The sequence below is a fragment of the Ruegeria sp. HKCCA5491 genome (genome assembly GCF_013034565.1).
Taxonomy (GTDB): Bacteria; Pseudomonadota; Alphaproteobacteria; order Rhodobacterales; family Rhodobacteraceae; genus Ruegeria.
In genome coordinates this window covers 82,182-95,952 of the sequence record NZ_WQGG01000009.1, presented here as the reverse complement: position 1 = coordinate 95,952, position 13,771 = coordinate 82,182, and the positions used below count along the sequence as shown (strand labels likewise).

The window sequence follows — 13,771 nt, the reverse complement described above, 5'->3', positions numbered from 1 at the left end:
CACCTGCTGTGACGCTGCGGCATGACACGGGCATGACCCAGACTAGTGACATCCTGTGTATCGGCTCGGTCCTGTGGGACGTGATCGGACGCTCGGCCAGCGCCATGCGGCAGGGATCAGACGTACCGGGGCGGATTACACGCCTGCCTGGCGGCGTGGCGATGAATATCGCCATGACGCTGGTGCGGTTCGGCATGACGCCCACCTTGCTGACCGCCATTGGCCGTGACCCCGAAGGGGATGAGCTGGTTAATGCCTGCGCCCGGCTGGGCATGGTCACGGATCACATCTATCGCTCACTGGACTTGCCGACCGATCGTTACATGGCTGTCGAAGGGGCAAACGGGCTGATCGCAGCCATCGCCGACGCGCACTCGCTCGAGGCTGCGGGGGCCAAAATTCTGCGCCCCCTGATGCACGGGCCATTGGGCTACGAGAACACTCCGTTCGAAGGCCCGATCGCGCTGGACGGCAACCTGACACTGACCCTGCTGGAAGAAATCGCCCAAAGCCCAGCCTTCGCCAAAGCCGACCTGCGCGTAGCTCCCGCCTCACCCGGCAAGGCCGAGCGCCTGCTGCCCTTCCTCAAACACGCTCGCGCCACGTTATACGTGAACCTTGAGGAAGCTGGCATTCTGTGCCAACGCGAGTTCGCCGATTCCGAAAGCGCCGCCAAAGGTCTGCTAGACCGGGGCGCGTTGCGGGTGTTGGTCACAGATGGCGGTAACTCTGCCACTGTCGGCACCTCGGATGAAATCCTGACCCAGAAACCCCCGTCCGTTCTGGTCACCCGTGTGACCGGCGCAGGCGATACTTTCATGGCGGCGCATATCGCGTCCGAGGCCGCCGGGGCCGCCCCCGACGCTGCCCTGACCCGCGCCCTGCACGCCGCCGCCACTTACGTTTCCGGAGAAACCCCACTGTGATCGACATCCAATACTCGGCCGAAGTGCGCGCCGCCAAAGACGCGGGCCACCCCATTGTTGCGCTGGAAAGCACCATCATCACCCACGGCATGCCCTACCCGCAGAATATCGAGGTCGCAGCGCAGGTCGAACAAGATATCCGTGACGCAGGCGCAGTACCCGCCACCATGGCGGTGATCAAAGGCAAGCTGCATGTGGGGCTCGAGGCCGACCAGCTAAAGGCACTGGGACAGGCGCAGGGCGTCGCCAAAATCTCACGCGCCGACATGGCCGCTTGCATCGCCACCGGTGGAACCGGCGCCACCACCGTTGCCGCCACGATGATCGCCGCGCAATATGCCGGGATCGAGGTCTTTGCCACCGGCGGCATTGGCGGCGTGCATCAAGGGGCGGAGACTTCGTTTGACATCTCGGCAGACCTGCATGAGTTGGCGCAAACCCGCGTGACCGTGGTGGCAGCAGGGGCCAAAGCGATCCTTGATCTGGCCAAAACGCTCGAGGTGTTGGAAACGCTGGGCGTGCCCGTGATCGCCTATGGCCAGGACGAATTCCCCGCCTTCTGGTCGGCGCAATCTCCCTACGCAGCGCCATTGCGCATGGACAGCGCAGCAGAAATCGCCAAGGCCCACGCCACCCGTCGCGCCCTTGGCCTGCCCGGCGGCCAGTTGGTCGCCAACCCGATCCCCGCCGCTGATCAAATCCCGGCGCTGGAACTGGCCCCGATCATCGCTTCGGCTCAGGCTGATGCCGACGCACACAGGATCACCGGCAAAGACGTTACTCCCTACCTACTGCAGCGCATTTATGAACAGACCGAGGGGCGGTCGCTGACCGCGAACATCGCATTGGTCAGAAATAACGCAAAATTGGCCGCCGGCATCGCCCGTGCCCTGTCCGAGTGAGCAAAGCTATTGTACCAAAGCCCCGGACTGCTTAACTAAATTGGCAAACACGCAGGACCGTAATGAACACGCCCTTTGACGAAGAACCTCACCGCCGACCGGGCCTGTTTTCCCGGCTGCGCGCGTCATTTCTGACGGGCATCGTTGTCATCGCTCCGGTCTGGCTGACCATCTGGCTGATCTGGTCCGTGGTGGGCTGGATCGACAGCGCGGTCCTGCCGCTGATCCCGCAGAAATTCCAACCCTCGGAATATGTGGGGGTGAACCTGCGCGGCGTGGGCGTGGTGATCTTCCTGATCTTCACCGTGCTTGTCGGCTGGATTGCCAAAGGAATTCTTGGCCGCTCGCTGATCCACTTTGCCGAAAGCCTCGTAAACCGGATGCCGGTGGTGCGCTCGGTTTATTCGGGGATCAAGCAAATATCGGAAACGGTGTTTGCCCAGACGGAACGGTCCTTTGAAAAAGCCTGCCTGATCCAATATCCCCGCCGGGGTATCTGGGCGATCGGATTTGTCTCGACCACTGCGCGGGGTGAGGTCAGCGACCGCGCTGAAACCGGTGGCAACCTGTTGAGTGTTTTTGTGCCAACCACACCCAACCCGACCTCTGGATTTCTGCTGTTCTTCCCGGAAGAGGACGTGATCCTGCTGGACATGTCGATCGAGGACGCGGCCAAACTGGTGATTTCGGCAGGTCTTGTTTATCCAAACGAAAAAGACCCGTCGCAGCCGCCCGAGTGATCAGCCGAACATTTCGGGTAGATTGACCGTGCTGCGCGTGCCAAGGTCGGATTTGTGCTCCGCCAGAAACCGATCCATGGCTCTGCGCCCTGCATCCTTGAGCTTGTGCAACACGACCGGGTTTGGCACGGTCTTGGTGGCCACCGACAAATCATTCATAAGATCATCATCTGCGATCATGTGAACCAGAACGCGGCTCATCTCTCCGGCCTTTAGTTTTCCATCCGCCAATAAGCGCTGAACAAAGCTGATCGCGCGCAGTTCTCGAAACAGGGAGGAATTGAAACTGATCTCATTGATACGGTTCTGAATCTGCTGCGGCGTCCGCGGTATCTCGTCCCGTTCCAGCGGGTTTATATTCACGATCACCACGTCGTCAGGCAGATCGCCATTGAACAACGGATAAAGCGCCGGATTGCCGGTATATCCACCGTCCCAATAAGCTTCGGTTCTGCCGGACTTGGGATCAAAAATCTCGACCGCCTGAAACAGGTTCGGCAAACAGGCCGAGGCCAAAATGGCACCAGTCGAAACCTCTTGCCCGGTAAAAACTCGTATCTTTCCGCTGCGCACACAGGTTGCACAGACAAAAAGCTGCGGCCCGTCATCTGCGCAAATCTCGTCAAAATTGAACCGATCCACCACGGGCTCAAGCGGATTGCGATAAAAGGGACCATACGCATAAGGCGAGACCAATCTCGACCATGCATCGCCCACGGAAAACGGTAGCGAATATTCCATGGCCTGTGCGATCTGCGCGGGCTCCAACGACTGCATCCAGTTGGCAAGGCGCATGTCACCAACCGCACCCATCCGGGACCAAAGACCATTCAGATTTTCCCGCGCCCCCGCGCGGCCATCGTGCACCATGCCCGATTTGAACGCCGCCCCATTCAACGCCCCGGCCGAGGTTCCAGTGATCGCCGCGACCTCGATATCCTCTTCATCAAGAATTCGATCCAACACACCCCAGGTAAACGCCCCATGTGCGCCACCGCCTTGCAAAGCCAGATTGATCCTCTTCACGACCCACCCCTTCTTCTGTTTAGAAATACTTCGGGGGTGTGGGGGCAGCGCCCCCACGTAATCTTACAAAGCGGTCCAACCGCCATCCACGGAAATCGTCGTCCCCGTGATCTGCGCCGCCGCGTCCGAGCACAAAAACACCGTCGTGCCCCCCAGTTGCTCAACCGTTGCAAATTCTTTCGACGGTTGCCGCTCCAGCAGGACGTTCTTCACGACGTCCTCACGGCTCATGTTGTATTCCTTCATCGTGTTCGGAATCTGAGCGTCCACCAAAGGCGTCAGCACATAGCCCGGACAAATCGCGTTGCAGGTGATTGGTTCCTGCGCGGTCTCAAGCGCAATTGTCTTCGTCATCCCCACGACCCCGTGTTTGGCAGCGACATACGCCGCCTTATAAGGAGAGGCGGTCAGCCCATGCGCCGACGCGATATTAACCACACGACCCCATCCTGCCTTTCGCATCATCGGCAAAGCGGCGGCAGTCGTGTGAAAGGCCGAGCTCATGTTGATCGCAATGATTGCATCCCACTTGTCGACCGGAAACAGGTCGATCGGCGAGACATGCTGAATACCCGCGTTATTAACAAGGATATCGCAAGCCCCGGCCTGTTCGATCAGGGCGCGGCATTCGTCCCCCTTGGACATATCTGCCTTGATATAGCGCGCGTTGGTGCCAGTCTCCTGAGAGATTTCCGCAGCAAGGGCGTGGTCTTCGTCAAGGTCGGTAAAGGAATTCAGAACCACATCTGCGCCGGCCTTGGCCAATTCACGGGCAACCCCCAATCCGATCCCTGAGTTCGACCCCGTTACGATTGCCGTTTTTCCCTTAAGGCTCATGGCCGCTCTCCCTTAGAATCCGTATCGGCGACACAGTGCCATGCTGCACGTGCAAAGAAAACGAAGAATGACCTCGCGGAACGGATTGACAAAAACTCGGCCAAAAAAAACGCCCGCACGAAGCGGGCGTTAAGTTATTGAGGCAGGTTTCATACAGGCAAGAAACCTATCGAGCAGTGCACCCTTTATAAGCAATTCCACGCCTTCGTCCAAGCTAAAAGTTTGAAAAGAAGAAAAATCATCGGTACGATGAATCCCAACAAAATAAGGCCAGAGCAGGATTGTTTCCAAAATGAGCCCCGATTTTCTACGACCCGCACGCCCAGTGATCACGGGAATCACTTTCCTTTTGGGGGCCGCAATCGCCAGCGCAGAATCGGCGCATGGCATAGCTATGTACGGAGAGCCCGCCCTACCACCGGATTTTGTGTCTCTGCCTTACGCAAACCCCGACGCGCCCAAAGGCGGAAAAGTCGTTTTCGGAAATACGGGCGGCTATAACAGTTTGAACCCGTTTGTGCAAAAAGGGACCTCCCCATGGCAGTTGCGGTTTTGGACGCATGAAAGCCTGATGGGGCGATCTTGGGACGAACCTTTCACACTTTACGGCCTGTTAGCCGAATCAGTTGAGACGGCGCCGGACCGGTCTTGGGTCGAATTTACACTACGCGAAGGGGCACAATTTTCGGACGGCACACCCGTCACCGTTGATGATGTCATCTGGTCTTATGAGATTTTGGGAACCGAAGGGCATCTGCGGTATCGCGGTCTTTGGAGCAAGATCGACAGCATCGAAGCAACCGGCCCGCGCACCGTGCGGATCACATTCAACGAGCCCGACCGCGAACTGGCCTTGATCGCCGGTCTGCGCCCGATCCTGCAAAAGGCACAGTGGGACGGTAAGGATTTTGCCAATGCCACGCTGCACGATATTCCCGTCGGCACCGGCCCGTATGTGATCGACAGCTATGAGCCGGGACGATACGTCAACCTGCGGCGTAACCCCAATTACTGGGGAAGCGATGTTCCCTTCCGTCGGGGTACGATGAATCTTGATGAGATGCGGATCGAATTCTACGGGGACGGCACCGTTCTGTTTGAGGCTTTCAAAGCTGGTGAACTGACCGCCGTGCGCGAGTTCAACGCAGACAAGTGGGAAACACAGTACAACTTCCCAGCCGTTCAGCGCGGCGATGTAGTAAAAACCGAAATCCCTCATGGTAAGCCATCGGGCATGACCGGATATGTCATGAACACCCGCAAAGCGCCGTTCGAAGACTGGCGCGTTCGCGAAGCCCTGACGCTGGCCTTCAATTTCGAGTTCATCAACGACACGATCACCGGTGGGGCGCAGCCCAGGATCACGTCCTATTTCTCGGGCTCCGTTCTCGCCATGCAACCTGGCGCAGCAACAGGCCGCGTGGAAGAGCTGCTTCAACCCTACGCGGCAGACCTGCCGCCCGGAACGCTTGAGGGATACGTCCTGCCGGAAGGTGACGGCTCGGCCCGCAACCGGTCAAACATCCGTAAAGCGACCAAGCTGCTGTCTGAAGCAGGCTGGACCATTCAGGACGGCGTCCTTCGCAACGCAAACGGTGATGCGTTCACGCTGAACGTGTTGCTGCAACAGGGCGACAGCGAAGGCGAGACCGCCATCGAGATCTATAGCCGTGCGCTGGAACGTCTGGGAATTCAAGTATCAACAGAACAGGTAGACAGCGCGCAATTCACCGGGCGTACCTCAGATCTGGATTTTGACATGACATTTTTCCGACGCGCCCTCTCGTTATCGCCGGGCAACGAACAACGGCTGTATTGGGGGAGTGAAAATGCCGATACGCCCGGCACCCGCAACCTGATGGGCGTGGCCTCACCTGCTGTGGACGGATTAATTGATGCCATGCTTGCGTCAGAAAGCCATGAGGACTTCGTTGCCGCCACCCGCGCCTTGGACCGCGTGTTGACAGCCGGACGATACGTCATTCCGATCTGGAATTTCGACGTCGGGCGGATCGCGCACGCCAAAGAACTGAAGCAACCGGAAACCCTGCCAATTTACGGCGACGGGCCCGAGTATATGCCGCAGGTCTGGTGGTTCGAAGAGTAACGCAAACGCACGGACCAGACCCGATTTCAGGCGGAATTCAATTGCGTTCGGCTTTTCGGCGAAAAACGGCACACGCGCCAATAGGCCCAACATCTTGCGTCACAAATTGGGACGGCTGCTACAGATTGGTACGGATACTAATTTGAGTTAATAAACAAAAACTTCGCACAAAAAGCTTTACGCAATGCATCCATGCGTTGTAGCCTTGCAGCATTATAGCGCTTTGCGCGACCTGATTATTGCTTTGAATTTCGGAACATAGCCTTTTCTCAGCCTCGCAGCGTGCGCCTTTTACGGACCAGCCCCCACTCACTCCAAACTTGGGTCCGTATGCCCGTTGCGGATTGCCTGCAACGGGCATTTTGATCCTTGCAGCAGATCGGAAATGGGTGCGACATTTTGTCATGCGCTGACGACCCATGCCCCTTCGTACCCTGTTTATGGCCGAGCAGCTTTGAAACCTGGAAACCGGAAAGCTTGCAGATGTTGAACTGGAATGACCTGACGCAAGACTGGGACGCAATGTATTCGCGCGCCAAACGGCGCTTTCCAAACCTGCGCGACAAGGACAAGCCGCTGTTCAGCAAGGATCGCAAAGGATTTGAGGCTTACCTTGCAGAACGTCACCACCTGACAGTGAACGAAGCCCACGAAGAGCTTGAGGACTTTCTGTTCACGGAAGGCCTGAACCGAGAATTCAGCCGGTCGTTAACTAAGTGACGTCACCCAAAGGATCGTCGCGTCTTCGTCGCTGACAGACACCACGTTGTGCCCCATGCTGCCGTCGTAATAGGCGCTGTCGCCGCGGCGCATTTCCACAGGTTCATAAAACTCGGTGTAAAGACGTACAACGCCTGTAAGCACGTAAAGAAATTCTTCCCCGTCGTGGCGAACCCAACCCTCGAACTCGTCCATCGACCGCGCCCGCACACGCGCCCGATAGGGCAGCATCTGCTTTTTCGTCAGCGTTTCGGCCAGCAACTCGTGCTCGTATGTCGTCGTGGGATGGGCTGTGCCCTCTCCCATCCGGGTGACGGCCATACGGCCAATCACCTGTTCCCGCTGTGGCGGGGTGAAGAGCTGGGGCACTGAAATCTCAAGCCCGGTCGCCAGCTTTTTCAGCGCATCATAGGTCGGAGACATCTGGCCATTTTCGATTTTGCTGAGTGTCGAACGCGCCAACCCTGCCTGAGTTGCCGCTTGTTCCAACGTCCATTTGCGCGCCTTGCGCAGCTCGCGCACGCGGGCGCCAAGGTCCAGCGGCTCAACCTCCGCGGGCTCGCCCGAGTCTCGGGCCAATCGGATCAGGGATGTCTGTTCGTGCGTACTCATGTGCAATTCTATAGGGCTAGGTTGACCTGCTTGCAACGGAACAGACGTCGCGTTAGCCAGTCGCTATGCTTTCTGTCTTCGATCAAGGCCCTGCTTTGGCCTGTCCATCCCCGTTCAATCTGGCGGCGCATGTATTGCGTCAGGCCAATCGGCTGGCCGACAAAACCGCCCTGTCAGTTGTCGGGTCGACCAAGGCGGAACACTGGTCATACGCACAGTTGAAACGCGCCATTCTTGGCACCGGAACTGGTTTGCTGCAGTCTGGCTTAAACCCCGGAGACATCGCTTTGATGAGGCTGGGCAACACGGTCGACTTCCCCATCGCCTATCTGGGTGCGATATCGGTGGGGATCGTACCTGTGCCGACCTCGTCCCAATTGACCGAACCCGAAACCGCAAAGATCATCCAAGACCTAAAGCCAGCAGCCGTTCTGCGTGACCTGACCGTGGCCTGCGCCAACCATCCTGTGCAGATCACTTTGCCCGATCTGACCGCCATGCGGGACCTGTCCCCAGCCACATTCCAGATGGGCGATCCCGAGAGGATGGCGTACGTCGTCTATACCTCGGGCACCTCTGGGAAACCTCGGGCTGTCGCACACGCCCATCGCGCAATCTGGGCCCGGCAGATGATGGTGGATGGGTGGTACGGTCTACGCGAAAATGACCGCCTGTGCCACGCCGGAGCGTTCAACTGGACCTACACATTGGGCACGGGTTTGATGGACCCGTGGACGATCGGCGCGACAGCGTTGATCCCCGAGCCCGGAACCGATCTGTCCACCCTTCCTGCGCTTCTGCGTGACCACCAAGCCACTATTTTCGCGGCCGCACCGGGTGTCTTTCGAAAAATCGTCGGAACGACCGATCAGCTAACCTTGCCGCACCTACGGCATGGGCTCTGCGCAGGTGAGAAGCTGTCGCCCACGCTTCATACACAATGGAAACGCGCCACAGGGACCGAACTGTTTGAGGCCTATGGCATGTCCGAATGCTCGACCTTCATCTCGTCCAGCCCCGAACACCCCGCGCGGGGTGAGGCCTTGGGCCAACCGCAGCCCGGCCGGCGCGTGGCCATCCTTGGGCCAGATGGTCCAGTCCCGCAAGGAACCGAGGGCACCATCGCCATCCACCGCTCGGATCCTGGCCTGATGCTAACCTATCTGAATGCCCCGGACGAAGCGCAGGCGCGGATGCAGGGCGATTGGTTTCTGACCGGCGATCAGGGCGCGATGGCTGTGGATGGGCAGATAACTTATCTGGGCCGCGACGACGATATGATGAACGCGGGCGGGTACCGCGTGTCCCCTGTCGAGGTTGAGGCCGTGCTGTCACAATACCCCGGCATCACGCAGGCAGGTGCCGCCGCCGTCGAGGTGAAACAGGACACATTCCTGATAGCAGCCTTCTATACAGGCCCGGAAAAGCTGGACGAAGATGCCCTGCGCACCTATGTGGAAGCAAATCTGGCGCGCTACAAGCAACCGCGCGCCTTTATCCACCTGCCCGAGCTGCCGACTGGCGGCAATGGCAAACTCCTGCGCCGGGCGCTTCCGGCCTATTTCAAGGCGACCACCGAATGACCCAGACCGTCAAGCTTGACATCATGTCCGACCCGATCTGCCCGTGGTGCTATATCGGCAAGACCCATCTGGACAAGGCGCTGGCCGCGATCCCAGATCACCCCTTTGTCATCGAATGGCACCCTTTCCAACTGAATCCAGACATGCCGGACGAGGGCATGGGCCGCCGCGAATATCTGGAACGCAAGTTTGGCGGCAAAGAAGGTGCTGTCCGTGCCTACGCCCCGGTTGTTGAGCACGCTGAAAACGCTGGCCTGAAAATCGACTTTGAAGGGATGAAGCGCACTCCCAACACGCTGGACGCCCACCGCCTGATCCACTGGGCCGGGATCGAAGGGAAACAAAACGCGGCGGTCGACGCACTGTTCGACGCCTATTTCGTTCAGACACGCGACATCGGAGATCACGAGGTTCTGGCGGACATCGCCGACGGTATCGGTATGGACGCTGCGATCGTGCTGAAACTGCTGAAATCAGATGCTGATCGTCAGGACATCAGTGACCGCGACACGCATTCGCGCCAGATGGGAGTGAACTCGGTCCCGACCTTCATCGTCGCCAACCAGCACGCGGTTCCCGGCGCCCAACCTCCTGAAATGTGGGAGCGCGTGATCGGTGAAATCATGTCTCAACTTGAGGCTTCCCCTGCAAATTAGCACAGCCCTCTGTGCACATTTAGTCTCTGGTGCCACCTGACCTACCGTGATAGCGCGATCAGGTCAGGAGGGCACAATGGCCGGTCGTATGTCACGAGGAGAGTTCGTCGCACTTGTCGCGATGATGTTCGCAACAATAGCGTTCTCGATCGATTCCATGCTGCCCGCCCTGCCCGAAATCGGCGCGCAGCTCAGCCCGGATGACATCAACCAAGCGCAGTTGATCCTGACCTCATTCGTTCTGGGGATGGGGATCGGGACATTCTTTACCGGTCCGTTGTCTGATGCATTCGGGCGTAAACCAGTCATCTACGTCGGCTCTGCACTGTATATCCTGTCGGCGGCGGTGGCATGGTCCAGTTCCTCGCTTGAGATGCTGCTGATCGCGCGGATTTTTCAGGGTATCGGCTGTTCTGCCCCGCGCGTTGTCGCGATGGCAATTATCCGGGATCTGTATTCCGGCCGCGAAATGGCCCGTATTGTCTCGATCGCGATGATGATCTTTACGCTGGTTCCAGCCATCGCGCCAATGATGGGCGCCGGAATTATCGCACTGACCGGATGGCGCGGAATTTTCGCGTCTTTCGTGCTGTTTTCACTGATCACAATCGTCTGGATGGGGCTGCGCCTGCCGGAATCTCTGGCTGCTGAAAACCGACGTCCTTTGCGTCTGCCGCTGATGCTGGACGCGGCGCGCCAGATGTTTGCACATCCAACGGTAAGGGTTTCGATTATGGTGCAGACCCTGTGCCTTGGGATGCTATTCACCATGCTGACCATGGTGCAGCCGATCTATGACGTTATCCACGACAGCGCCGAAAGCTTTCCCTTCTGGTTCGGTTTCGTGGCGCTTATGTCCGGCTCTGCGAGCCTGCTGAACGCAGCCCTTGTCATCCGTCTGGGAATGCGCCGGATCGTGACGTGGGTTCTGGGTGCGCAGATCGTTTTCACGACTTCGGTCATCGTTCTGAACAGCATGGACCTGTCACCGACCCTGTCATTCGCCGTATTCGTTAGCTGGCAAACCGCCGTATTCTTTATGGCGGGCATGACCATGGGCAACCTCAACGCCATCGCGATGGAACCTATGGGCCATATCGCTGGCATGGCGGCCTCGGTCATCGGAGCGATCTCAACGGTTCTTGCCGCGGCGATCGCTGCACCCATTGGCCTGCTGTTCGACGGATCAATCGCACCTTTGGCAACCGGGATACTGACGATGAGCACACTGGGTTTTGGCCTAATGCTGCACATGGGTCGGATCGAAAACAGATTGCCAGCCTGATCTGTGCACCCCCGGTGAATCAGGTTAACCTCCGCTCAACCCGAGTGGAGATTTTCAATGAGCGACTATTACGATCTGGGAACCCATACCTGCACGGTCACCACCGCCTCGGCCAAAGCGCAGCTATGGTTCGACCGCGGGTTGGTCTGGACCTACGGTTATAACCACGATGAGGCCGTAGCCTGTTTCCAGCGAGCGGTCGAAGCCGATCCGAATTGCGCAATGGCACATTGGGGCGTCGCCTATGCCGCCGGTCCCAACTATAATGTGCCGTGGAATCTGTTGGATGACCGCGGCAAGAAGAAGGCGCTGACATTGGCATTTGACGCGACGCAACGGGCGCTTGCTTTGGTCGATGGCTGTACCCCAGTCGAGCAGGCACTGATCCACGCCCTGCCCACGCGTTATCCGCAGGACGACCCAACAGATGATATGCACCAATGGGACTATGACTTTGCAGACGCTATGCGCGCGGCGTTTGCTGAACGACCCGACCATCTGGACCTGCGTACCATCTATGTTGAATCGCTCCTGAACCTCACGCCTTGGCAGATGTGGGACCTGAAGTCGGGGAAACCAGCTGAGGGTGCTGCGACGCTTGAAGCCCAAAAAGCGCTGGAAGATGCGATGGCGAACGATCCAGCAGCCATGTCTCATCCCGGTCTTCTCCATCTATATGTGCACCTGATGGAGATGTCGCCAACCCCCGAAAAAGCGTTGAAAGCAGGGGATGTTCTGCGAACATTGGTGCCTGATGCGGGCCATTTGGTGCATATGCCCACCCATATCGACGTATTGTGCGGTCACTATCAAAACGTCGTTCATTGGAACGAAAAGGCGATCGAGGCAGACCTTAAGTATTACGAGCGCGAGGGCGCTTTCAACGTGTACACAGGCTATCGCCAGCACGATTATCACTTTGTCATCTACGGCGCGTTGTTCCTGGGTCAGATCGAGCCGGCCCTGCGCGCCAATCAGGGCATGTGGGACACTACACCCGAAGAGATGCTGCGCATCGAAAGCCCGCCAATGGCGGACTACTTCGAAAGCTATATGTCCATGGGCCCTCACATCCTGATCCGTTTTGGCCGCTGGGAAGAAGCCAAGGCGCTTGAGCCACCAGAAGACACCGACCTGTTCCTGACCCTGACCGCGACGACCTACTATGCCCGCGCTATCGCTTTTGCGGCGACGGGACATGTGGCCGAAGCCGAGGCCGAGGAACAGCTTTTTCTTGCTGCCAAGGCCCGCGTCCCCGACACCCGGCTGATGCACAACAACCGTGTTACTGACCTGCTGGAGATCGCGCAGGAGATGCTGAGGGGCGAGATTGAGTACCGCAAGAGTAATTACGATGTGGCCTATGCCCATCTGCGACGCTCGGTCGAGTTGGACGACAACCTGCCTTATGATGAGCCGTGGGGCTGGATGCAGCCGACCCGTCACGCATTGGGCGCGTTGTTGTTCGAACAGGGCCAAACTGCCGATGCTGAAGCTGTTTATCGCGAAGATTTGGGACTGGGCGGCACTCTTAGCCGCGCCTCGATCCATCCAGACAATGTCTGGAGCCTTAAGGGGTTGCACGATTGCCTGAAAGCGCGTGGCGAGGTCGACGAGATCAAGCAAATCAGCCAAAGACTGGATCTGGCACTTGCCCGCGCCGACCGTGCCGTCGGCGCATCCTGCTTTTGCGCGCAGGCGGCGATGAAGGCCGCTGAATGAAGCCCCTTCTGCTTGTTGCCACCTTTACCTGCGGCCCGGCGCTGGCGGATCGCCAGACCTTTCCCCCTGTGGATGAGGCTGACCAAGACCCAAGCCTTTTGGCGTTTCGGGCCGAGTTGTTGACCAAGGTCAAAGCGCGGGACGCTGACGCGGTCATAGCGGCGGCCTGTCCTGACATTTACCTTAGCCACGGCGGGAATGGCGGCCCCGAAGAGTTCCGAGAGCTTTTGGCCCCCGATCCGGCCACCTTGCCTGAACAAGGAGGCGAGACCTATTGGTCCGATCTTGAAAACACCTTGTTACAGCCCGGCTATTTCGACGAAGACGGTGAGTTCTGGATGCCGCATCAGTGGCAGATCACCCTGCCCGCCACGTTAGACCCTTATATGGCTTACTTCGTCAATGCTGCGGACGTGACTCTGCGCCAGTCTCCAAACCGGGGCGCGCCGATTCTGGATCTGATCAGCCATGAGGTCGTCATAGTCCGGGACTATTCCGAGATTGACGAATACCAGCAGGTTTTGCTGACCGATGGCGGCCAGGGCTACATGCACAGCATGTTCCTGTGGCCGATGGTCGGGTATCGGGCCGCATTCGCCAAGTCAGAGGGCGGTCAATGGCAGTTATGCACCTTCGTCGCCGGTGACTAAGGTGT

13 protein-coding genes are annotated in these 13,771 nt (G+C 58.4%); 10 read left to right on the top strand and 3 right to left on the bottom strand.

From position 1 onward, the window contains the following. Positions 1-32 precede the first annotated feature (32 nt). From GOV88_RS13100 to GOV88_RS13090, 3 genes are all read left to right on the top strand, one after another. Positions 33-926, top strand: coding sequence for a PfkB family carbohydrate kinase (locus tag GOV88_RS13100; protein WP_171240708.1), 894 nt, complete (start codon positions 33-35; stop codon positions 924-926). After that, a complete protein-coding gene (locus GOV88_RS13095) occupies positions 923-1,828 on the top strand; it encodes a pseudouridine-5'-phosphate glycosidase (protein ID WP_171124827.1) in 906 nt (301 codons plus the stop codon). The genes GOV88_RS13100 and GOV88_RS13095 overlap by 4 nt, the downstream gene beginning before the upstream one ends. 62 nt (positions 1,829-1,890) lie before the next feature. After that, positions 1,891-2,568 carry a DUF502 domain-containing protein gene (locus GOV88_RS13090; RefSeq protein WP_171121580.1) on the top strand — a complete coding sequence of 226 codons (678 nt, stop codon included), beginning with the start codon at positions 1,891-1,893 and terminating at the stop codon, positions 2,566-2,568. On the opposite strand, the gene GOV88_RS13085 is transcribed toward GOV88_RS13090, so the two are convergent. Together GOV88_RS13085 and GOV88_RS13080 are read right to left on the bottom strand one after the other, a co-directional pair. Next, on the bottom strand, positions 2,569-3,594 hold the full coding sequence (locus GOV88_RS13085) for a patatin-like phospholipase family protein (protein WP_171211379.1): 1,026 nt from the start codon (positions 3,592-3,594) through the stop codon (positions 2,569-2,571). It abuts the gene before it with no gap. Between the two features lie 63 nt (positions 3,595-3,657). Further along, the gene (locus GOV88_RS13080; protein ID WP_171121582.1) at positions 3,658-4,431 is read right to left on the bottom strand and encodes a 3-hydroxybutyrate dehydrogenase; all 774 of its coding nucleotides are present in this window, start codon (positions 4,429-4,431) and stop codon (positions 3,658-3,660) included. Between the two features lie 292 nt (positions 4,432-4,723). Here GOV88_RS13080 and GOV88_RS13075 point away from each other — a divergent pair, with 292 nt between their 5' ends. Next, positions 4,724-6,538, top strand: coding sequence for an extracellular solute-binding protein (locus GOV88_RS13075; protein WP_171240707.1), 1,815 nt, complete (start codon positions 4,724-4,726; stop codon positions 6,536-6,538). A 483-nt stretch (positions 6,539-7,021) separates the two neighbouring features. Then, positions 7,022-7,258: a hypothetical protein gene (locus GOV88_RS13070; protein WP_171121584.1), complete on the top strand. Its 237-nt coding sequence runs from the start codon at positions 7,022-7,024 to the stop codon at positions 7,256-7,258. Here GOV88_RS13070 and GOV88_RS13065 read toward each other — a convergent pair. Next, entirely contained in the window at positions 7,247-7,870 is a 624-nt protein-coding gene (locus tag GOV88_RS13065; RefSeq protein ID WP_171121585.1) for a helix-turn-helix domain-containing protein, read from the bottom strand. The genes GOV88_RS13070 and GOV88_RS13065 overlap by 12 nt on opposite strands. Positions 7,871-7,935: 65 nt before the next feature. Here GOV88_RS13065 and GOV88_RS13060 point away from each other — a divergent pair, with 65 nt between their 5' ends. From GOV88_RS13060 to GOV88_RS13040, 5 genes are all read left to right on the top strand, one after another. Next, entirely contained in the window at positions 7,936-9,453 is a 1,518-nt protein-coding gene (locus GOV88_RS13060; protein ID WP_171240706.1) for a class I adenylate-forming enzyme family protein, read from the top strand. Further along, positions 9,450-10,109 (top strand): DsbA family oxidoreductase, encoded by a 660-nt coding sequence (locus GOV88_RS13055; RefSeq protein ID WP_171121587.1) that lies wholly within the window; start codon positions 9,450-9,452, stop codon positions 10,107-10,109. Before GOV88_RS13060 ends, GOV88_RS13055 begins: the two co-directional genes overlap by 4 nt. A 76-nt stretch (positions 10,110-10,185) precedes the next feature. After that, on the top strand, positions 10,186-11,394 hold the full coding sequence (locus GOV88_RS13050) for a multidrug effflux MFS transporter (RefSeq protein WP_171124817.1): 1,209 nt from the start codon (positions 10,186-10,188) through the stop codon (positions 11,392-11,394). Positions 11,395-11,451: 57 nt separating this feature from the next. Then, positions 11,452-13,116: a hypothetical protein gene (locus GOV88_RS13045; RefSeq protein ID WP_171240705.1), complete on the top strand. Its 1,665-nt coding sequence runs from the start codon at positions 11,452-11,454 to the stop codon at positions 13,114-13,116. Next, entirely contained in the window at positions 13,113-13,766 is a 654-nt protein-coding gene (locus tag GOV88_RS13040) for an SH3 domain-containing protein (protein WP_171240704.1), read from the top strand. The genes GOV88_RS13045 and GOV88_RS13040 overlap by 4 nt, the downstream gene beginning before the upstream one ends. The last annotated feature ends 5 nt before the right edge of the window (positions 13,767-13,771 follow it).